This is a genomic window from Dysgonomonas reticulitermitis, from assembly GCF_054601275.1.
In genome coordinates, this window is sequence record NZ_BAAHWU010000026.1 from 15,026 (window position 1) to 36,475 (window position 21,450).

The window sequence follows — 21,450 nt, forward strand, 5'->3', positions numbered from 1 at the left end:
ATATAATTAACGATTTGAGGTCGATTTAAGTTCTATATAAAATCAATACTCAATTAAAAACCGAATTTTTCCCTATCTTTGTCCCCTTATACAGCAGGCCGGTTTGTCGCTGGCTGCCGCAAGGCAGAAAGAGGAAAGTCCGGGCAACACAGGGCATCGTATTTCTTAATGGGAAGCTGCCGGTGACGGCAGAGTTGAAGGTAACAGAAAATAACCGCCCCCACGGGGGTAAGGGTGAAAAGGCGAGGTAAGAGCTCACCGTTTGTGCAGCGATGTACAAAGCCGTATCACTTGCGAGTTGTAAGACCATGTACACCGGCGCATGTAGGGCTGCCCGCCCGATGCCGGGGGGTAGGTCGCTAGAGCCTGCCGGTGACGGCAGGCGTAGATAAATGACAAACGCCTCACCCGAGGAACAGAACCCGGCTTACAGACCTGCTGTATTTTTTTCACTTCTCGCTTTTGTTGTAGTTCGCTACCGATACCCCCTTGAAGGCAGGATTGCGGTATGTATACGTTGTCGCCATCAGCGATTTTTTGTACAATTCTTTCTCTAAATTATAGGTAGTAACCATATATTGTAAGAGTTCCTGCTGCTTGCTGCTGCCAAAGCTTCTATTTTCGAAAAAGCTGAAAGTGAAATCTTTCCCGTTAAATACTAGATAGAGTGTCGATTGGTTCGTCGTGCTGTTTACATCAATTCCCCTGACATATTCGAATTGCTGAGGTTCGGCTACAATTTTTTCCTTACCGTTTACATAAAGATGAATTGTTCCCGATTCGGAAAAACTGATCCGTACCCTTTTTAGAAAGGCCAGAAAGAAGAAGAGATTCCATGCAAATGCCCCGGCAAAGAGATATTCAAAATATTTGACCCTATCGATAGAAAATAATGGAACTAAAAAAACTATGCCCGCCGGCAAGGCTATTAGAAACATTTGCATCTGAGAATAGGGTAAAGCCCAAAATTTGAATTCTTTCATGTGTTTTATTTATTGTCGGTTTTTCTTTTGAATTACAAAACTAAGCGGAATAAATTTAATTCCTTTATCTTTACTGCGCAAATAATTTGTATTTTATGGATAAAATAGAAATACCCATTAGTAGAAGAAAATCGATATTGATACTCTTAGGCGCAATTATGTTTGTAGTTGTCGGTATTTGGTTTGCATTCTATCCTCCACCAAACCCTTTCAGATTGAATCCTGTTTTTATTCAGATATTAGGAGTAGTATCTGTTTTGTTTTTTGGAGTATGTGGTGTTGCATGTGCCAAAACTCTAATAACAAAAAGAATAGGACTTACTATCGATAGTTCCGGCATATTATGTAACTCAGGAGGGGCAGCCGTCGGATTTGTGCCATGGGAAGATATCATTGATATAGAGGACTATTATATCAGTGGTCAGGGTATTATAAAAATTATCGTTGACAATCCTCAGAAATATATAGACAGACAAAAAAGTGCCTTTTCGCGCCGGATAGCTGAAATGAATTACAAACTATATGATACCCCTGTTCAGATTTCTGCAAATATATTAAAGTGTGACTTTGCTGAATTATATAATTTGCTAAAAGTAGAATTGGAAGAAAACAGAGTACAGATAGGAAGAATAGATCCACATTATCTAAATAATTACGTAGATGAAACTGAAAGAAGAATCGAAGAATAAATCAATCCTTACTACCAGCTATGTGCTGACAAACGGTTCGCCCGTAACCTTCGTGTTTTATGATGAGGACGGCGACTGGCAACTCTTTGGCAACGATGAAGTAGTCGAAGACGAAGATGCCTATCTGGTATCGGTAGAAGAAATGCTGGAAATGGAACCCGCTTTGCGCAAATTGCCCGATATGCAACCCGGACAAGCCGTGGTACGCGAAAAAGACAGTACCCGTTGGTCTTTTATAGAAGAGGAATGATATGTGAAATAGTAAGTAGTAAGTAGTAAGTAGTAAGTAGTAAGTAGTAAGTAGTAAGTAGTAAGTAGTGAGTAGTGAGTAATGTGAATCAGTAGTTGAATTAATATTCACAGGAACGAAGTGTATGTAATTAATTGTTCGATTATTTTATGCTGCGCGCAATCACAGATTGCTTGCGTTCCTTTTGCCCAAAGCCGCAAAAGGAACCAAAAACGCTTTTGCGCCCCGCTTCAACGTCCGACCCATAACGGACTTAAAGGCTAAACAAAAAAACTCGCTCCGGATTTTGTATAATTATGAATCATTTGATAAGCTCAAACACGTTTTTGTTTTTAACGCCTTTTTCGTCCTGTGGGTGCCCCGTACTTGAAGCTAACGGCGCAGCTAAAGCCAGACAAGGCAGCCGCTTGTCGTGCGTCAGCCTCCCGCGCATTAGTTCCGCAGGCGGGGGAACCCACACGGTACAGGCGGCGTAAAAAGGGACGGGGCGATAGCCCGTTCGTCACTTTTAGCCGGCAAACCGGTTGTGGGTCGCCGAGGGACGAAGCGCTAGCCTTTTGCTTACTTTTGGGCAATGCCAAAAGTAAGGGCAAGCCCGGCAGGGCGCGGCAGTAATGAGCATATGTTGAGAATATAAGCAATAGACGTTTATCTGCTCAAAATAACCGAACGTTTTACACTACAGAAATAACTTTAACTGCTGATTGGCATAACTTATAATAAATTTCGATTATGTGATTCAAATTTTCCATATCATAAATAATTTAAAAAGCGTATTATAATTTTATTACTCTTAGCTTTATTCCTTAACTTTGGCGCTAATAAATAATTATCGGCACTACTTATGAGAAAGACATTTGTGTTCCTGATCCTTCTTGCAGCTTCAATAATCGGACTGCATGCGCAAGAACCCTGTGAGTGGTCGTTTGGCCTGGTGGACAAAGGCAATGGTGAAGTAGAACTGACAGCAACCGTCAGTATAGAATCCACCTGGCATATTTTTGATATAAAAGTACCCGATGGAGGGCCACTTCCTACCACTATTACAATTGAGAAACTGAAAGGCGCTACCAAAGTGGGCGGATTGAAAACTATCAATTCGAAACGACTCACTAAGTATGATGATATATTCAAAATGGAATATGACTACTACGAAGATAAGGCTACTTTTGTTCAACGTCTCAAAGTGACCGACAAAGCCGCCTTCGTGCTCGAAGGAGTTCTGCGCGGACAGGTGTGTAGCGAGATAGACGGACAGTGCATCCCGATAAAGGAAGAATTGAACTTTACTTCTAAAAACCTGCCTGCATCGTTGGTTGTAGCATCGGGCGCTGACACCAAAATAGAAGAAACAACAGCAGAAACGACCGAAACTCCTACTGATGTCGCTCCTTCGGATAGTATAGCGCAAGCCCCTGTCGAAAAAGGCGATTTGTGGACTCCTGTAATAGATAAAATGAAACCATACGGCGAAGAGGAAGAAGCTGCTCAAACATATTGGGTTATATTTATTTCCGGGTTTTTATGGGGATTTGTAGCATTGGTCACCCCTTGCGTATGGCCGATGATACCGATGACTGTAAGTTTCTTCCTGAAACGTAATAAGAAAAGTAAGAAAAAAGCTATTCAGGACGCCGTTACTTACGGATTGGGCATTATCATAATCTACGTTACATTAGGCTTGCTGATAACGGCGATATTTGGAGCCAGCGCCTTGAATAATATGGCAACGAGCGCCGTCTTTAACCTGATATTCTTTGCCCTGCTGGTTGTGTTCGGTATTTCATTCCTTGGTGCTTTTGAGTTGGTATTACCATCTTCGTGGACAAACAAAATGGATCGGAAAGCAGATTCTACGACAGGAATATTGAGTATCTTCTTCATGGCATTTACTTTGGCTCTGGTATCTTTTTCCTGTACAGGCCCACTGATTGGCAATCTGTTGGTACAGGCTGCCGGTACGGGTTCTATAATAGCTCCTGCACTGGGTATGCTAGGTTTTGCATTAGCATTGGCCTTACCGTTTATGCTGTTTGCAATCTTCCCATCATGGCTGCAAAGCATGCCAAAATCGGGCGGCTGGCTCAACTCCGTGAAGGTTGTTCTCGGATTTGCAGAATTGGCTTTGGCCCTGAAATTCTTCTCGGTAGCCGACCTCGCATACGGATGGGGTATTTTAGACAGGGAAGTGTTCCTTGTTCTGTGGATTGTGATATTCATCTTGTTGGGTATTTACTTGTTGGGTAAACTGAAATTGCCGCACGACAGCGACCTGAAACATGTTTCGGTTCCGCGCCTGTTTTTGGCTATCATATCTTTTGCCTTTGCCATCTATATGGTACCGGGGCTATGGGGTGCGCCGCTGAAAGCTATCAGCGCTTTCTCGCCTCCTTTGTATACACAGGATTTCAATTTGTATAAGGGCGAAGTACATGCCAAGTTCGACGATTACGAAACAGGTATGGAGTATGCGCGTAAAAATAATAAGCCGGTATTGATCGACTTTTCGGGCTACGGTTGTGTCAACTGCCGTAAGATGGAAGCTGCTGTATGGACGGATTCGCAGGTGAAAGAAAAAATAGATAACGACTATGTGCTTATCACACTGATGGTAGACGATAAAAAAGACCTGCCCGAAGTGATAGAAGTTGTAGAAAACGGCAAGACCAGCAAGCTAAGAACTATTGGCGACAAATGGAGCTACCTGCAACGGCACAAATTCGGTACCAATTCGCAGCCATATTATGTGTTGCTTGATAGTAAGGGTGAACCTGTCGGCCCTTATTATGTGTACAAAGAAGATATACCGGAGTATCTCGACTTCCTGAATATAGGTCTGAAGAACTTCAAAAAACAGGAAGAAATAACGAAAAATCTTAAATAGTTTTTGACGTAAATCTGCTCTCTTTCTCCAAGAAACCATATATTTGTAAGAACCAAAAATAAGATTAACCATGAATGAAAAATACTTTAAACTCAATATCGGGCAGTTAAAAGAAAATGTAACCGAGTTCCAGGAAAGGGTGAAGGAAGGGCTTAAAAAGAAAATGGACGAAAAACCACAGCTCTTGTGCATACCTACCTATATAGTCCCGAACAAGCAAATCAAAAAAGCCAGGGTTCTGGTGCTCGATTTGGGAGGAACCAATTACAGGGCGGCTGTTGTAGAATTTGCAAACGGGCAACCCGTGATTCATCCCAAAGACGGATTCAGTAAAAACCTGTCGAAGGAAATGAAGCGCGAAACACCTCCTTACACCGAGGAAGAACTGTTCAGCGAAATAGCTAATCTTATTGAAGGACTCGATCTGAAAGGAGTAGATTCTATCGGCTACTGCTTTTCCTATCCTGCCGATTCGGGAGTCGACGGCGATGCCAAATTGCTTCACTGGACCAAGGGCGTGAATATTCCGGAAATGCCCGGGCATCAGATAGGAAAGCCCCTACTCGATTACCTGAATGCCAATAAAGAAATTAAAAAGAAAACCAAGTTTACCAAGATAAGGGTAATCAACGATACGGTCGCAGCTTTATTCTCGGGCCTTACCGACGTAAAATCGCAGGCTCATATTGGGCTGATCGTTGGCACGGGAACCAATATGGCGACCTTTATGACTTCTAAAAGTATACCGAAGCTAGGCAAAAGCTTTGACAAAAGTTTAGAACTCCCTATCAATCTTGAATCCGGTAACTTCCACCCTAAATACCTGACCGTGATAGATGAAAAGGTAGACCGGGGATCGGACGGCAAGGGGCGGCAACGTTTCGAAAAAGCCGTTTCGGGTATGTATCTCGGTGAAATAATGAAATACGTATTCTCTTGCTACGAATTTGACGAAGATTTCGACGCGCGCCGTCTGACTTATATTATGAACTATCCGCATATGCACAGGGGCGAATATGTGAAGGCTGCCCGTCAGATATATGTCCGTTCGGCCAAATTGGTTGCTTCATCGTTGGCAGGACTCATTCTCGAACTGGTAGGACAAAGCAAGGATAAGAAAATTACAGATGTGCGTCTTATCGCGGAAGGAAGCCTCTTCTGGAGCGAAGATCGTAAAGGAGAAAACTACAAGGATTTGGTGATGAGTGAGCTTTATCTGCTACTCGGAGAGTTTGGACAAAAGAACATTACCATCCATGTGGATAAGGCAGACAACGCTAATCTCATCGGGTCGGCGATAGCAGCATTGTCCGATACCGTGGAAGATCTGAAAAAGGACAAAAAATAATCGAAACTAAACCATAGAAAAAGAGGCTGTCCCAAAAGATGGAATTTTCGTCATTGCGAACGAAGTGAAGCAATCCAGAGTATTGATTATTAATGGATTGCTTTACCTTTTAGGTTCGCAATGACGGGTGAAAAACAGATAGAAATATAACAATGGAGCATATAAGAGAGCAAAAGATGGAAGCATTTGGCCGGCTTCTCGATATTATGGACGAATTGCGTGTTAAATGTCCGTGGGATGCCAAGCAAACCAATGAAAGCCTGCGTACAAACACAATAGAAGAGGTTTACGAACTGTGCGAAGCTATCATTCAAAACAGCGATGAGGCCATCAAAAAAGAATTGGGCGACGTATTGCTGCATGTGGTTTTCTATGCCAAAATAGGGGAGGAAAAGGCCGCTTTTGATGTTGCAGACGTATGCAATGCCCTTTGCGATAAACTAATATTCCGTCATCCTCACGTTTTTGGTGACGATGCGGCCAAGACAGCCGGTGAGGTGGAAAAATCGTGGGAGCAGATCAAGTTGAAAGAAAAGGGAGGAAACAAAACTGTTCTCGAAGGAGTGCCATCTTCGTTGCCCTCTATCGCCAAAGCCCACCGTATACAGGATAAAGCCCGTAATGCAGGCTTCGACTGGGAGAAGAAAGAGGATGTATGGAATAAAGTATCGGAAGAATTTACCGAGTTGAAGAACGAAATCGCTGACATGAACGAGGATAAGATGGAAGCTGAATTTGGCGACCTGTTCTTTAGTCTTATCAATGCGGCGCGGCTCTACAAGGTAAATCCTGATAATGCATTGGAACGTACCAATCAGAAATTTATCCGCCGTTTTAATTACATCGAACAGGAATCGAAAAAACAGGGACGCAATCTCAAAGATATGACTCTCGCCGAAATGGATGTCCTATGGGAACAGGCCAAGAGGATGGAATAATAATGTGGCTACCCTATCTTTTATCTGTAAATAAAGAAAAAAACCACCTCCACGATATAGCGCTATACGTGTCAGTGGCTGTAGTTTCTTAAAGCTTTGCACTCTATCCTGCTTTTTTCGAGCCATATTTTGCCTTCGCAAATTCATATACGCCCGGTAAGATCGATAGGATTATAATAAGAACAACTACAAGCTTTAAATTGTTCTGCACAATCGGATGAGTTCCAACGGCATAGCCCAGCAAACAGAATATTGTCACCCATGCAGCTCCTCCTATTACATTAAATGAAAGAAAGTGCTTATATGTCATTTTACCCATACCTGCTACAAAAGGAGCAAATGTACGGACGATAGGTACAAAGCGTGCTATAATAATGGTTTTACCACCGTGTTTCTCGTAAAAATGATGCGTTTTCTCCAGATACTCCTGTTTGAAAATTTTCGAACGCGGATTGCTGAACAGCTTTTGCCCGAAATATCGCCCGATACTGTAATTGACTGCATCGCCCAATATGGCGGCAGCAATAAGTACTCCCAGTAACCAATAGATATGTAAATGATTGCCCGGATTTGCCGTGACAGCTCCGGCCAGGAATAAAAGAGAATCGCCCGGAAGAAACGGTGTTACAACCAAGCCTGTTTCACAGAAGATAATGAGGAATAAAATAGCGTACACCCATGTATCATACTCATTTACCAAATAATTGAGAGCATCCTGAGTGTTGAAAAGCAGTTCATGGATAAAAGCCCATGCTTCGTGTAAAAATTCCATTTATAAATTTTAAGTTATGAGTTATAAGAGCCCCCTTTAATCCCCCAAGGGGGCGTTATTTTACCAGCAATCCCGCTGCAACTACATCTCGTTTTTCTTTTCCTGCAACCAGTTCTACCAGTTTCAAGGCAAAGTCGATAGTCAGTCCGGGACCACGTCCTGTTGTTATATTTCCATCTACTACCACGGCTTCGCTGGTTTGCAGATTTGCACCTGCCAGATATTGCTCAAATCCCGGATAGCAAGTCGCGTTCTTGCCGTTCAGCAAACCCAGTCCGCCAAGCACCATCGGTGAAGCACAGATAGCTGCTACTTTTTCTCCTTTGTTTGCAAAGGCAAGCACTTCTTTCTTCATGCCTTCGTGTTCGTTATATTTAGTTGTTCCACCGGGTAGAACAAGCATTTCGGCTTGTGAAAAATCGGTTTCTTCGAACAGTAAGTCGGCTGCTATAATAACTCCGTGGCTTGCAACCACCTGCTTGTTGCCGGTAAGCGATACGGTTTTCACATCCAACCCGGCACGACGCAGAACATCTACGGTCGCCACAGCTTCAATCTCCTCAAATCCGGTCGTGAGAAATACGAATATTGTTTTCATACCTGTTTAGTTTAGATTAAATTTATATGTGATTGTTCCTTTTTGGTTTGTCACCGAAGACACTTCGTTGAATTTGGTGCGTCTGGCTGCACGGATAGCTTCGTCGCGCAGATTAGAGTTCGGAGTGTTTGTTCCCTTTCCTATGGTGGCTTCTACCACATCGCCTTTTGCATTGACAAGGATATCGACTACAACAGTGCCGTAATCGTTTTCGGAATAAGTTGGCTTAACTAATCCACCGCTACCCAAACTGCGCCCGCCAAGGGCAAAAGAGCCCCACCCGCCGATTCCGCTTGTAGCGCCATAGCTGGCATTTCCGGTAGGTACACCCTGTGTGCCTGTACCTTGTGTATTGCCACGGCTACCACTACCTGTACCGTTGCCAAACAGTCCGGACATTTGGTTGTTTATCTGTCCTTTCTTGGCGGCTTCCTGTTGCGCTATGCGATCGGCTTCAGCTTTTTTGAGGCGTTCTGCTGCCTCCTGTTGTTTTTTTTCTTCGGCTTTTTTCTTTGCTTCCTTAATGGCTACTGTTTCTTCTAAATCCTGGGTAACAGGAGATTTTTCCGCATTAGACGCTGCGGGTTTTGTCGTTTTCGTGGTGTTTTCTACCATCGGGATAGGGTCTTCGACCACATTGGGCGAAGTAACTTCGTCAGCTCCCACATCACCGTTGCCCCTGCCAAAAGGCTCATCGTCGCCAAAGGCATCGGCTACATTCCCAAACATGACGGGTATGCCTTCCAATTCTTCGGACTGACGCGTAATCGGTGTCAGATCGAGAGTATAAAGTAGAAGGGCCAAAATAATCAGTAGATGGAAACCTACGGTAACCCCTAAACTTATTGCTTTGTCTTTTTGCTCTTCCATATCTTTATTATTTTATTGTCAATTGTATCCTCTCGCCGTTCTATCGGATGGGCGCATTATTATTTCGGTTTGACGTATCCTACCGGATTACGCGCTTTAGGCTCACTGATGATTTTTTGTCTTGCCGCCAGTTCTGACAGTGCAAGATAAATTTCATCGAATGATTTTTGGTTATCTTCATCGATGTCGTTGTAGCCGGCAAAGACCTCCTCTATATACTCTTTAAGCTCTCTGACTTCCCTTTGCAATAGCTTTACTTCATTAGCCGTAGGATTCATAAGCAACTGACGCACTGCTACAAAAGCGCGCATAATACCCATATTAATCTGTACGGCAGTCTTGGATTTAAGCACACTGCTTAACATAGCGATTCCAAGTTCAGTAAAAGCATAAGGTAATTTGCGAGTACCACCCCAACTTGATATCACAAATTGTGATTTCAAGTTTTCCCATTCATATTTTGATAACTGGAACATAAAGTCATCAGGAAACCGTTCTATATTTCGCTTTACGGACTGGTTCAACACTCTTGTCTCTACCTGATACATACTCGCCAAATCGAAGTCGAGCATTACTTTCATGCCTCTTATCTCGTATATTTTATTTTGTATTACTGAAAGCTCCATCTTTTTTTTGACAGTTCGGTTTCTTTATCGTCAAAGTTATATTTTTTTATTCTTCAAACAATTTTTGTAGGCTTGGATTGTTTTTTCCAACCCCAGATATAAAGCGTCGCTAATAAGCGCATGACCAATAGAAACCTCATCCAGAAAAGGGATGTTTGTATACAGGTAGTTCAGGTTTTCGAGACTCAGGTCGTGACCTGCGTTTATTCCCAATCCTAATTTCTTCGCTACTTTGGCTGCTTCTATAAATGGGATTATAGCCGCTTCCTTATTCCTGGCATATTCGCTTGCATAGGGTTCGGTATAAAGTTCAATCCGGTCTGCCCCTGCCTTTGCCGCATGTTCTATAACTTTAAGGTCTGTACCTACAAAGATGGAAGTGCGTACACCAACAGCCTTGAATGTGTCTACAAGATCGGATAGAAACGATTGGTGCTCTACAGTATCCCACCCCGAATCGGACGTAATAGCATCCGGCTTGTCGGGAACAAGAGTTACCTGTGTCGGCCTGATAGTTGTTATCAGATCTACGAATTTCTGCGCCGGATAACCTTCTATGTTGAATTCGGTTCTAATTTTAGCTTTCAGGTCGTATACATCCTTAAATCGTATATGTCTTTCGTCGGGACGGGGATGTACGGTAATTCCTTCAGCCCCGAATTTTTCGCAATCGATTGCTACGTTCACTACATCCGGGACATTTCCTCCACGTGCATTGCGTATAGTTGCAATCTTGTTGATGTTTACACTAAGTTTGGTCATATAAAACAATTAAAAAAGATCATTCTGCTTTTACTTTATTCAAAAGTATATTTGTTAGTCGAAACTTTTTGCCAACTTTGCGAAATGATACACGTCGCAAATGTAACACGAATTAACGAAATAGCGGGTATCAGTTCCAAATTATTAACAGCTTGGACGATTATTTGTTTTGTAATGGGAGCCAATTTTTTTAAGAATGAGACAGACAATGAAAATAGCTATATTCGGAAGTAAACATCAGAAAAAAGGTCAGGTAGAAAAACTGTTTGAAATTCTGCAACGAAATAATGCGGAGATATATCTTCAGGAAAAATTTTATAATTACCTGAAAGATATGTTACGTCTCGACTACAAAATCGAGGGTATAATCAAAGGTAACGAATTTGATGCAGACCTGGTAGTGAGTATAGGCGGCGACGGTACATTTTTGCGCGCGGTTTCTGTGATAGGGAAAAAGAATATTCCTATACTTGGTATCAATGCCGGACGGCTTGGATTCCTTGCCGATGTGGGTGAAGAAGACCTTGAAGATACTTTTGCCGACATATTTTCGGGAAATTACAGGATAGAACACCGGAGTCAATTGCATCTGTCGACCGAACATAAGGAATACCAGGGATTCAATTATGCCCTAAATGAAATAGCAATTCTGAAACAAGATACGGCGTCTATGATTACCGTGCATGCCCATATCAACGGGGAATACCTGACATCGTACGAGGCTGACGGACTGATCATAGCAACGCCTACAGGTTCTACGGCTTATGCCCTGAGTGCGGGAGGGCCTGTGATGACTCCCGATTCGGCCAGTTTTGTGATAGCAGCGATCGCTCCTCATAGTCTGGGTGGCAGGCCGTTGGTGGTAAGGGACGATTGCGAAATAACGTTCGATGTGGAAAGCCGTAACAATAGTTATCTGGTTTCGCTGGATGGCCGTTCCAATATATTCAGGACGGGGACAAGGCTAACTGTCAAAAAGGCTGATTTCGATCTTCAAGTGGTTAAGCGAAAAGATAACTCATTCTACAATACTCTCCGCAACAAACTGATGTGGGGCGTTGATCCGAGGCAAAGCTGAGGCAGTAAACAGTTAGCAGTTAGCAAGGCCGTCTCGTTCTTTCGAGCCTAAAAGGCAAAGCAATCCGGAAAACTAAATTCCGGATTGCTTCATTTCACTACGTTTCAGACTCGCAATGACGATAAAAATCGAATGTTTAATTATATACGCTTCTTCCTGTGATAATATATTTATTCTTTCATTTTCACTACATTCGGCCAATTACAGGCCGGAGCAAACCCTTCCCTCCGGTAATGGAGGTTGATTAATAAGGATTGATTCCGCTGACAGCCGCTTGCCTGATAAAGTATGCTATAGCATTCATTTCCAATATGGAATTATAACACAACTGCCAACGTGATGAGTCCTGGAATCCGTATCGTTTTGGTACAGGCTTTCCGGCAGTAGTATAAAGGTTAGGCCATCCATTATCAGTACCGTTGCCTGAACTCACTCGTTCGGCTCCTGTAGTATCCCCGAAATAGACAAAGTTCTTATCCTTACTATACCATACTACAGATGATGACATATAGGACCAATCTTTATGGTTCGGATTGGAAGCGGAGCACACCTGTACCGAATTGGGCGGAAGCTGACTTAATATCAAAGTCTGCTGATGAACATTATCCTCACCCCAGTAATAGCCTGCCGCGTTACCAAATGGACCGTCAATTATAGGGTCATTAGGATTATTGTTAACTTGGTAAAGCTGGTCTTCGTAATTATTAGGACTTCCGGTACCTATAGCACTGACTGAATAGGTTGACCCAAATATTCCATTTATAGTGGTGTTTGTATTATTTACATTACCATCATCTGTATAATATACTATACAGCCTCCTTTATTGACGTATCTGGCCAAAGCTTGTCCCAAGGCTGTACTGGACGGACCGCTAAATCCGGTATAGAGTACTATATCCGGTTGCCTTCCGCCAACACCATTGTCCAAATTCGTCACAGCTGTAGCTGCATTATCAGTTTCCCATAGTCTGGATAGAGGAGACTCCATTTTTATTATACCAGTAAGTCCGAAATTTAATCCGTTAGTAAGAGCTGTACTTCTCCTCGTACTACTCCATGAATACCAACTATCTGTGCCTGCTTGTCCGATAACAGCATAAGTCATCGCGGGCAATATAATGGGTATCACAAGGGAACATTCCGCAGAGCCCAATAGGGTATTTGCTTTTATTTGTATCCGGAAGTCCTCGTTTATCGTAGGGGTTCCGTGGCCGTACAATATTACCGTTTGTAACCCTGTGCCGGCAAACGTTCCCGAACCCTTAAAGTAGATACCGTTTTTTGTTTCCGTATATATATCATATGAGCCTGGCTTGGATATATTGATATTCATTGTTATAGTATGAGGACCATAAGGAGAAGAAGAAAGATTCAGAGTCCGACCTTTATAATATTGGCCTTGTAGTACAGCCGAAGAACAGACCATTGTATATTCGGCGATCGCTTTCTGTACCGTTATTTCAGGCACACAACCCGGAACCAGGCTTATTCCACTGAATTTTAATTCATCCGTTCGTACTAAAGCAGGCGTTCCTTGCGCGGGAACTTTTACTCTTATACTCCCTATTTCCAGAGCAACTCCCGTGTAATAAAAACTATAGCCGTTGCCTGACAGGGCCGCGATAACGAAAGAGCCTTTTTTGGTTACCTCCAGGTCTATTTCCAGATATTCATTACCAGTTACGAGGGTTCCTTCTATATAGGAACCGTTTATTCTGATAGCGGAACAATCGACAGGCCCGATAACCGCCGCTCCGTCCTGGTTCAATTTCACCCATTCATCCATATGCCACATATATAGGCCTTCATCCATGTTAATGGCTTTTGGATTCACATTATAAACGACCATTCCCGTCGCTTTCAGTTTCTCTTCGGCTGTCGCGTTGTCGGACCATACTCCGCCGCCGGTATCGACGCCACCATATAAAGGGGTCAGTTTTGCCGCGTCGCGAAGGAGAACCTTTGGATACAGCACTCCTTTTTTAGCGTTTTCAAGGCTGGTGACATCCGATGTCGGGCCTGTGGTATCTGTTTCTTTATGATCCAGTAAAGCTCCCCTTTCAGGGGGAATTCCCGACCCTATTGTTACCTGAGCTGACAAGTTCGAGTTTCCTGATAGTATGAACAGGGAACATATAAACAAAATCAATAATTTTGCTTTCATCATTTTCTTTAGTAAATTAGTTTTATAGTTATTTGATATTTAAGTAATTGATAAATATACCAGAACATTTAACAAATCCGGAATTTCCCATTTCCGGCCGAAAACTGTTCTATTCTTTACCCGTCTCATTGCTATAAGCCCGGGTACGAATTTCTTTATTTCATTTCGAAATTAAAATTTCGTACAATTTTGTAGTTTGTTATCGTTTAGTTCTTTATCTTAATTTGTGACAAATTTATAACAAATAAAATAAAAAACAAGTATGTCTTTTTGCAATTAATCACCTTTATCGTTTCTTTTTTTACAGGAATACGGGCAGATAAATGCTATATACGCAAAATAAAATAACTTTATGCCAGATTATGCGATTTTTTTTCTTTTTATGGATTTTTGAGCCATAAAATGAGGAAAAAACCAAAAAAATAGTGTGTAGTATATGCAGGGATGTGCGCTAAAATATAAAGGGGCTTTTGGGCAGGAGTGGGAATATTTTTTTGCCCGTTAGGGCATTCATATCAATAGAAAAGGAAACCAGTCAGGCCTGGCAACCCCGTCAGGGGTTGAACACCTACGGCGTTCCGGTAGAAAAGAGAGATACAATTTTCTATTGATATGGAAATCCTACGGATTTTTTATAGAAGTCGTCTCGACTTTTTGATTTTACCACAGAGTCGAGGGAGTAGCACGGAGTTTTTATCTTCTTTAGTCGAAAACAAGTATCTTTTGAAAAAAGAATATTCATTTTAGGTTAATTATATACTCCGTGTAACTCTGTGTGACTCTGTGGTGAAAAGTCAAGATGAGTTCATAGTCAACTTGCTTATTGGAGATAAGCGGTAATATAAATTTACAGGGATGTGGCTGTCAGGTTTTTTATATCCGTCAATTTTGAGATTCGATAATGTATATCCCTGAATTGTTTAATTAACATTACATCATTAGATTTACTTATTAGCGTCGATTTCCTGATTACAGAGTTTAACCATCTCTTTTGAATATCGCACATCAGATGATTATCTTCTATTACGATAGGGCTTTCGGGATAGATCCATAGCTGCAACATCAATTTATCGTCATATTCATAGTAAACACAGGCAGAATTAAGGTTAAAATGAGAAAAATATACGGAATATGCCGCTCCGGTTTTATTCTCACCTGTCCGTACAATGGTTTCAAAAAGTGTATATAATTCAAATAATTCTTTTTGCAGGATATCTATATCTTCATCGGAAATAAATTTCAAACGGTAGAAATACTGTATCTCTTTAATAAGTCCGTTAATAGCCGCGCTGTCTACAATACAGGTTATATTTCTCAGCTGATTGAAGTAATAGGCGCTTTTTTTATGTAAATCGTGTATTTGAGGTATGATTTTAATATCGGAGAACTGGCTCATCAACGGTATCTGTCCTATCGAATTCAGATAAAGACAGTATTCAAACTTAAAAAGAGTTTCATATGGAAAAAGAGTCAGAGGCATCCGGTTAATAGCGGCAATGATATTGAGGTCTTTGGCGCGAGCCAGTTTTTCCATAATTATATTACCCTGTTCCAGCTTATCGATAAAAATACTGTTCGGGCTTTGAGCTATATTGACAGGCATATCAAAAAAAACACGCCTGCCCGTATCCATGACAAGCACGCTGTCGATCGAAAAACCAAGATCACGGGCAATAGTTACAACTTCCTGAAAAGTAAACGGAATCTGGTTGTTAATCCGGCGATAAACAGATTCTTTACCTACGCACAATAAATCCATCAGGTAGGTTATTATTTCTTTCTTATCAGCAAATCGCTTGGTTATTTCACTGATTATTAATTCATTCGGGTTATTCATATAATTACAAATAAAGAACACACGAAAGTAATCTTTTTTAATAAAAAATAGACATTATATATCAAAAAAAATTTGGGATATATGATTATCCCAAATAAGCAAATGAAAAGTATATGTAATTTTTTGTCTGTCAGGACATTCATGTCGATAGAAGAAATGCAATTTTTTATCGATGGGGCTGTCCAAAAAAATGGAATTCCCATCATTGGTAACGAAGTGAAGCAATCCAGAGTGTTGATTATTACTGGATTGCTTCGGGCTATCGCCCTACCAATGACGCATAAAAGACCTTTTGGGACAGCCTCTTCCGGAAGGCTTACCGGCTCCAAAATTCAAGATATTTCTTTGCGACAGAAATATAGTCGTGATTTTTCTCTACAAATTCGCGGCTCTTACGCGATATTTCCGGAATTTCTTTCTTGTTCAGTACAAGCCATTCCAGCTTATCGAACACATCGTCTTCGTGCGGATGTACGTTTACAATCGGCTGATTGGATGTGTCGCCGTATAAATCATAGATATATGGTTCTCCTCCGCCTACAACTACTTTTCCCTGAGCCATTGCCAACAAAGCATTCATTGCCGGAGTGTGCGAGTATAGCTGGTCGAGCACGACATGCGCTTCCGACATTAATTTCTGATAGACATCATAGCTCACCGATTCCACACGGGTAACGATTACTCTGCCGGGATACTTGCCTTTGACGCGTGCCAAGGCTTTTTCCATCACGTCGGTTCCTTTAAATTTCTCCCGTACCTTGTTGATACCTATAAAGAAATTCACCTTTTCGGGCTCTTCGGCTATCGGCTGAAATCCTATTTCGGAAATATTCATCGGAAGTGGAATGTATTTCAATTTGCCGGCGAAAAACGGTTCGTATGATTTGTAATACTCATACAGGCAGGCAACGATGCCATCGGCAGATGCAGCCAGGCTTTTATTGAAAGCTTCTAACGGGGTATCGATCCATTTGTCTATAAAACGTTGGTTGAAGTCTACATTGATAGGTTTGCCATCTACAAAAAATTCGCAGTAGTCGAATATTTCGTTTCCCAGGCATGCCCTCACCCAGTACGAGTCGTCACCGAATGCACCCATAAAGACTTTGCCGTTATTCTTTTTCAGTTTCTTGTACAGGTAGTTATTTACCCGCACATTCTGAGTCGTGAAACATGGGTTGATGAGTTGTACAACATCGTAGCCTTTAAACTTTTTGAATTGTTTGAGCACATTCCTCAGGCTGGAGATGGTGTCGATGATCCCCGAACTTTTGCGGGATAAATCTACATCGCGCGGATAGTTTTTAAATCCGTCACCGTCGGAAGCTGTAAGGACTTCGTGGCCTAATGTGCGCAAACCCTCTGCCAGAGTAAGATGGGCACGGCTATATTCACCTATTAAAAGAATTTTCATATCGTTTGTATTGTAATAGAAAATACAAAGATAACAATTCTATCTTCTTTTTTGATTGTAAAGTTTTTTGTGTTTAGGGCAAACCTTCAAAATTGTATCTGTTGCGGATTATGTCTCAACAGGCGTTCGGCAGCCATTTGTTCGTATTTTGTGCCCGGACGGCCATAGTTGCAGTACGGGTAGATGCTGATGCCCCCGCGAGGAGTGAAAATACCCACCACCTCGATATATCGCGGATCCATCAGTTTGATGAGGTCTTTCATAATGATATTTACACAATCTTCGTGAAAGGCTCCGTGATTGCGAAAACTGAATAAGTATAATTTCAATGCTTTGCTTTCTACCATCTTCACATCAGGCAGATAGTTGATGTGGATAGTGGCAAAGTCGGGCTGTCCGGTAATGGGACAGAGACTTGTAAACTCGGGACAATTGAACGTTACCCAGTAATCGTTTCCCTGATGCTTGTTTTCAAAAGCTTCCAGTACTTCAGGAGCATAATCGTCTTTATATTCTGTTTTGCCACCCAAGTGGCTCAATCCTTCTATTGTCATAATTTAAAATTAGTACTTAAAGAAGTTAAAAAGTTAAAAAACATATTGTTAACTGTTAACTGTTAACTGTTGACTGTTGACTGTTGACTGCTTAAATAATCATCCAATCCTTGTTTTCTTAATTTACACGAAGGGCAATGTCCGCATCCATCGGCTACAATGCCATTATAGCAGGTAAGGGTTTGAGCGCGAACGATGTCGAAAGCGCCCAATTCATCGGCGAGCTGCCATACGGCTGCCTTGTTGCGCCACATCAGCGGTGTGTGTATCTGGAAGTGCTCGTCCATAGCCAGGTTGATAGATGCATTTGCCGACAGGATGAACGTGTCCCTGCAATCGGGATAACCACTATAGTCGGCTTCCGAAACTCCCGTCACAATGTGCCGTATGCCGTGTGAACGTGCGATAACAGCAGCAAAAGTAAGGAACAATAAATTTCGTCCCGGTACAAATGTGTTTGGATAGGAGTCGGCCGGTTTTTCCTCATCCATCACAATGTCGCTGGTCAGTGAATTGACCGAAAGCCGGCTGATAATGGATGCGTCGAGCAGTTGGAAAGGTACTCCGGCTTGTCCGGCAATGTCACGGGCTACTTCTACCTCTTTGGAATGTCGTTGCCCATATGTAAAACACAGGGTGCGCACGGACGAAAAGTTTTTGAGCGCCCAATAAAGGCATGTTGTAGAATCTTGTCCTCCCGAGAACAAGACTAATGCTGATTCTGATTTATACATAGAAACTCTGTTTTTTACGTGGTTAATCCTAAGTTACACGGAAAAGTTTCCTTTTCGGTTACAAAAGTAGTGAATAATAATGAAATATTTGTGCTGTTACCCGGAACTTATAAAATAGGTCTCATAAGACAGTAATTTTTCTCAGATTAATTTCCTTAAAAAGAATAATTGTTATACTTTTGCACCTACCAAAACGACTTCGTAGCTCAGTTGGTAGAGCAACTGACTCTTAATCAGTGGGTCGTGGGTTCGAGCCCCACCGAGGTCACAGGGATAATAATCAAGCAGTCACAGTTAAATGTAGCTGCTTTTTTTGTTTTTATGCCTGTCCTTTATTGCTTCCGGTTAGGCATTTATTGCACTGAGATAAAAGAAATAAATTTTGAGGGCGGTTGTCCTAACAAAAAAAATCGAAAGCTCACAAATATTTTTATACTTTTGTGACTTTTCGATTTGTACCTCGACTAACTAAATAGAACTAAAATAATAATATAACATGTTTTATATCGAAACACAGGACATCGTCAAACAGTATGGCAATCATACTGCCCTCAACGGTGTTAGCATCCAGGTTCCCAAGGGCTGTATCTATGGCTTGCTGGGGCCCAACGGAGCAGGGAAATCGTCACTTATCCGTATTATAAACAGGATAACCGCGCCCGACGAAGGGAAAGTATTTATGAACGGACGCGAATCCGTTGCCGACGATATTTTCCAAATAGGTTACCTGCCCGAAGAAAGGGGCTTATATAAGAAAATGAAAGTAGGCGAGCACATCATTTTCCTTGCACGGTTGAGAGGCTTGTCGGCAGAAGAGGCTCGCAAAAAGGCAAATTACTGGCTGAAAAAGTTCGATATACTTTCGTGGGAAAACAAAAAAGTGGAAGAACTCTCGAAAGGAATGCAGCAGAAAATACAGTTCATTGCTACCGTAATACACGAGCCCGAATTGTATATCCTCGATGAGCCGTTCAGCGGATTCGACCCTGTGAACGCAGAGCTGTTGAAAAACGAATTGCTGGAACTGAAAGCAAAAGGCAAAACCATCATCTTGTCCACTCACAACATGGAATCGGTGGAGGCGCTTTGCGACGAAATATCGCTGATAGACAAATCGAAAGTAGTTTTGCATGGCAATGTGAAAGAAATCCGTGCCCGGTACAGGAAGTATATCTTCAAACTACAGGTGGCGGGCGACAGCTTCGAAATGGAATCCGAACATTTCTCAATTCTTTCTCAGTCGACATTCAACAATACGACAGAAGTACGCATACAGCGTACCGATGAAGCTTCCAACTCGGCCCTGATACAAGAAGTGGCTAAGAAATACGAGGTGATCTCTTTTGAAGAAGAGTTGCCGTCGATGAATGATATATTTATACAAGTTGTATCTAAACCAAAGGAAAAATGAATAACGCGTTAGGATTAATTATACAAAGAGAATTCTTTTCGAGAGTAAAAACGAAGGCTTTTATTCTGACAACCATACTGACTCCGTTCCTGTTTCTGGCTGTATCATTTTTGCCGGCGGCCCTGATGATGCTCAGTAAAAACGACGACATAAGCAAGGTGTATGTATTAGACCACACAGGCATATACGCCCCTCTGCTCAAATCGTCCGATAAATATGAATTTATAAATCTGACTTCGAAAGAAGATAAGCTGAATGACAAGACGACGGCCTTGTTGGAAATAACCGCAAACCTCAATGAGAATCCCAATGCGGTTACTTTTTATTCCGAAAAACAACAACCTCCAAGTGGTTTAACTTCATACATCGATGAAGTATTGACCGAAGCTGTGAGAAATAAAAAAATAGATGATTTTACCACCAAAAGTAATATAGAACCTCAGGTAGTAACTGATTTGCAACAATTGCTGAAATCGAAAGATCGCATCAATGTCAATACTGTGCGCCTCGACGAAACGGGAAAAGAAAGCGAAACTCTCGGGCAAGCCGCATCTATTGTGAGTATGGCGCTTACATTCTGTATGTTTTTCTTTATCATGATGTACGGGCAACTGGTAGTGCAGAGTGTGGTGGAAGAGAAAACAAACCGCATTATAGAAGTTATTATCTCATCGGTAAGGCCATTCGACCTGATGATGGGTAAAATAGTAGGTGTAGGGCTTGTAGGGCTTCTGCAACTATTAGTGTGGGTGGTTATCGGCGGCGGCGCTATTATCTTCGGACAATTGTATTTCGGCAATCCTATGTCGGGAATGGAAACACAACAGGCAATGGCCATGATGCAGAACCAACCTGAAATGATGGATGGCATGAGGGGCATGTTATTCAACATCAACTGGATACAGATCGGAGCTTGTTTGCTGCTTTACTTTGTCGGCGGTTACTTATTGTTTGCATCACTGTATGCCATGTTTGGTTCGGCTGCCAACGATTCGCAGGAAGCGCAACAGCTGATGATGCCTCTTACTATCATACTTCTTCTGGCGTTCTATACAGGTTTTGCTGCAGCCAACAATCCCGAAGGGCAGATGGCATTCTGGTGTTCGCTGGTACCATTTACGTCGCCCGTGGTGATGATGGTGCGCGCTCCGTACGAAGTGCCTATATGGGAACTGTTGCTGTCTGTTGTACTGTTGTTCGTTACGGCGGTATTGATGATTAAGTTTGCCGCGAAAATATACCGGGTGGGTATACTCATGTACGGAAAGAAAGTTACATTTGCCGAAATGATGAAATGGCTTAAGTATAAGTAATTTATATAAGTAAAGGTGAATCGGAAAAGGGCTGTCTCTGTGGTAGCTCTTTTTTTATTTGGTTTTAAGCGAAGTAAGCGCTCTATGAAAATTTAAATCATTTCATCTGGATTGCTTCGGGACAAGCCCTCGCAATGACGAAAAGGCCTTGCTAACTGTTTACTGTTGCACGTCATTGCGAACGAAGTGAAGCAATCCAGTAAAAGAAATAAATTTTGACGCGGT

The 21,450-nt window shown here is 42.0% G+C and carries 20 protein-coding genes, 1 tRNA gene and 1 other RNA gene; 10 read left to right on the forward strand and 12 right to left on the reverse strand.

Annotated elements, in window-relative coordinates:
• The first annotated feature begins 90 nt into the window (after positions 1-90).
• An RNA gene (gene rnpB, locus ACYPZI_RS10430) (RNase P RNA component class A) lies at positions 91-446 on the forward strand.
• Between the two features lie 3 nt (positions 447-449).
• Here rnpB and ACYPZI_RS10435 read toward each other — a convergent pair.
• Positions 450-983: a hypothetical protein gene (locus ACYPZI_RS10435; RefSeq protein WP_459601302.1), complete on the reverse strand. Its 534-nt coding sequence runs from the start codon at positions 981-983 to the stop codon at positions 450-452.
• A gap of 95 nt (positions 984-1,078) precedes the next feature.
• Between ACYPZI_RS10435 and ACYPZI_RS10440 the strand changes: the two genes are divergently transcribed.
• Positions 1,079-1,672: an STM3941 family protein gene (locus tag ACYPZI_RS10440; protein ID WP_459601304.1), complete on the forward strand. Its 594-nt coding sequence runs from the start codon at positions 1,079-1,081 to the stop codon at positions 1,670-1,672.
• Complete coding sequence (locus tag ACYPZI_RS10445) at positions 1,644-1,922, forward strand: hypothetical protein (RefSeq protein ID WP_459601306.1); 279 nt, start codon at positions 1,644-1,646, stop codon at positions 1,920-1,922. Before ACYPZI_RS10440 ends, ACYPZI_RS10445 begins: the two co-directional genes overlap by 29 nt.
• Before the next feature lie 332 nt (positions 1,923-2,254).
• Here ACYPZI_RS10445 and ACYPZI_RS10450 read toward each other — a convergent pair whose 3' ends face one another.
• Positions 2,255-2,563, reverse strand: coding sequence for a hypothetical protein (locus ACYPZI_RS10450; protein WP_459601308.1), 309 nt, complete (start codon positions 2,561-2,563; stop codon positions 2,255-2,257).
• Between the two features lie 203 nt (positions 2,564-2,766).
• Here ACYPZI_RS10450 and ACYPZI_RS10455 point away from each other — a divergent pair, with 203 nt between their 5' ends.
• From ACYPZI_RS10455 to mazG, 3 genes are all read left to right on the forward strand, one after another.
• Positions 2,767-4,806: a protein-disulfide reductase DsbD family protein gene (locus ACYPZI_RS10455; RefSeq protein WP_459601310.1), complete on the forward strand. Its 2,040-nt coding sequence runs from the start codon at positions 2,767-2,769 to the stop codon at positions 4,804-4,806.
• 70 nt (positions 4,807-4,876) lie between these two features.
• Positions 4,877-6,154, forward strand: a complete 1,278-nt coding sequence (locus ACYPZI_RS10460) for a hexokinase family protein (RefSeq protein ID WP_459601312.1) — start codon at positions 4,877-4,879, stop codon at positions 6,152-6,154.
• A gap of 152 nt (positions 6,155-6,306) precedes the next feature.
• Positions 6,307-7,092 carry a nucleoside triphosphate pyrophosphohydrolase gene (gene mazG, locus ACYPZI_RS10465; protein WP_459601314.1) on the forward strand — a complete coding sequence of 262 codons (786 nt, stop codon included), beginning with the start codon at positions 6,307-6,309 and terminating at the stop codon, positions 7,090-7,092.
• A 103-nt stretch (positions 7,093-7,195) separates the two neighbouring features.
• Here the strand turns inward: mazG and ACYPZI_RS10470 are convergent, their stop codons facing one another.
• The 5 genes from ACYPZI_RS10470 to ACYPZI_RS10490 are packed head-to-tail and all read right to left on the reverse strand — an operon-like array spanning position 7,196 to position 10,720.
• Positions 7,196-7,864 carry a DedA family protein gene (locus ACYPZI_RS10470; protein WP_459601316.1) on the reverse strand — a complete coding sequence of 223 codons (669 nt, stop codon included), beginning with the start codon at positions 7,862-7,864 and terminating at the stop codon, positions 7,196-7,198.
• A gap of 55 nt (positions 7,865-7,919) precedes the next feature.
• Entirely contained in the window at positions 7,920-8,462 is a 543-nt protein-coding gene (locus ACYPZI_RS10475; protein WP_459601318.1) for a DJ-1 family glyoxalase III, read from the reverse strand.
• A gap of 6 nt (positions 8,463-8,468) precedes the next feature.
• Entirely contained in the window at positions 8,469-9,332 is an 864-nt protein-coding gene (locus ACYPZI_RS10480; RefSeq protein WP_459601320.1) for an energy transducer TonB family protein, read from the reverse strand.
• A 59-nt stretch (positions 9,333-9,391) separates the two neighbouring features.
• Positions 9,392-9,958, reverse strand: coding sequence for an ORF6N domain-containing protein (locus tag ACYPZI_RS10485; RefSeq protein WP_459601322.1), 567 nt, complete (start codon positions 9,956-9,958; stop codon positions 9,392-9,394).
• Between the two features lie 36 nt (positions 9,959-9,994).
• Positions 9,995-10,720: a pyridoxine 5'-phosphate synthase gene (locus tag ACYPZI_RS10490; RefSeq protein ID WP_459601324.1), complete on the reverse strand. Its 726-nt coding sequence runs from the start codon at positions 10,718-10,720 to the stop codon at positions 9,995-9,997.
• A 208-nt stretch (positions 10,721-10,928) separates the two neighbouring features.
• Here ACYPZI_RS10490 and ACYPZI_RS10495 point away from each other — a divergent pair, with 208 nt between their 5' ends.
• Entirely contained in the window at positions 10,929-11,798 is an 870-nt protein-coding gene (locus ACYPZI_RS10495; protein WP_459601359.1) for an NAD kinase, read from the forward strand.
• 244 nt (positions 11,799-12,042) lie between these two features.
• Here ACYPZI_RS10495 and ACYPZI_RS10500 read toward each other — a convergent pair whose 3' ends face one another.
• The 5 genes from ACYPZI_RS10500 to queC form a co-directional block, all read right to left on the reverse strand.
• Complete coding sequence (locus ACYPZI_RS10500; RefSeq protein ID WP_459601326.1) at positions 12,043-13,965, reverse strand: hypothetical protein; 1,923 nt, start codon at positions 13,963-13,965, stop codon at positions 12,043-12,045.
• A gap of 844 nt (positions 13,966-14,809) precedes the next feature.
• Positions 14,810-15,799 carry a hypothetical protein gene (locus ACYPZI_RS10505; RefSeq protein ID WP_459601328.1) on the reverse strand — a complete coding sequence of 330 codons (990 nt, stop codon included), beginning with the start codon at positions 15,797-15,799 and terminating at the stop codon, positions 14,810-14,812.
• 316 nt (positions 15,800-16,115) lie between these two features.
• Positions 16,116-17,213, reverse strand: coding sequence for a glycosyltransferase family protein (locus ACYPZI_RS10510; protein ID WP_459601330.1), 1,098 nt, complete (start codon positions 17,211-17,213; stop codon positions 16,116-16,118).
• A gap of 86 nt (positions 17,214-17,299) precedes the next feature.
• The gene (gene queF / locus ACYPZI_RS10515) at positions 17,300-17,767 is read right to left on the reverse strand and encodes a preQ(1) synthase (RefSeq protein ID WP_459601332.1); all 468 of its coding nucleotides are present in this window, start codon (positions 17,765-17,767) and stop codon (positions 17,300-17,302) included.
• A 62-nt stretch (positions 17,768-17,829) separates the two neighbouring features.
• On the reverse strand, positions 17,830-18,501 hold the full coding sequence (gene queC / locus ACYPZI_RS10520) for a 7-cyano-7-deazaguanine synthase QueC (protein WP_459601334.1): 672 nt from the start codon (positions 18,499-18,501) through the stop codon (positions 17,830-17,832).
• Positions 18,502-18,696: 195 nt separating this feature from the next.
• Between queC and ACYPZI_RS10525 the strand changes: the two genes are divergently transcribed.
• The 3 genes from ACYPZI_RS10525 (at position 18,697) to ACYPZI_RS10535 (ending at position 21,225) form a co-directional block, all read left to right on the forward strand.
• Positions 18,697-18,769, forward strand: a tRNA-Lys gene (locus ACYPZI_RS10525).
• A 228-nt stretch (positions 18,770-18,997) separates the two neighbouring features.
• The gene (locus ACYPZI_RS10530) at positions 18,998-19,912 is read left to right on the forward strand and encodes an ABC transporter ATP-binding protein (protein ID WP_459601336.1); all 915 of its coding nucleotides are present in this window, start codon (positions 18,998-19,000) and stop codon (positions 19,910-19,912) included.
• Positions 19,909-21,225, forward strand: a complete 1,317-nt coding sequence (locus ACYPZI_RS10535; RefSeq protein WP_459601338.1) for an ABC transporter permease — start codon at positions 19,909-19,911, stop codon at positions 21,223-21,225. Before ACYPZI_RS10530 ends, ACYPZI_RS10535 begins: the two co-directional genes overlap by 4 nt.
• Positions 21,226-21,450: the final 225 nt, after the last annotated feature.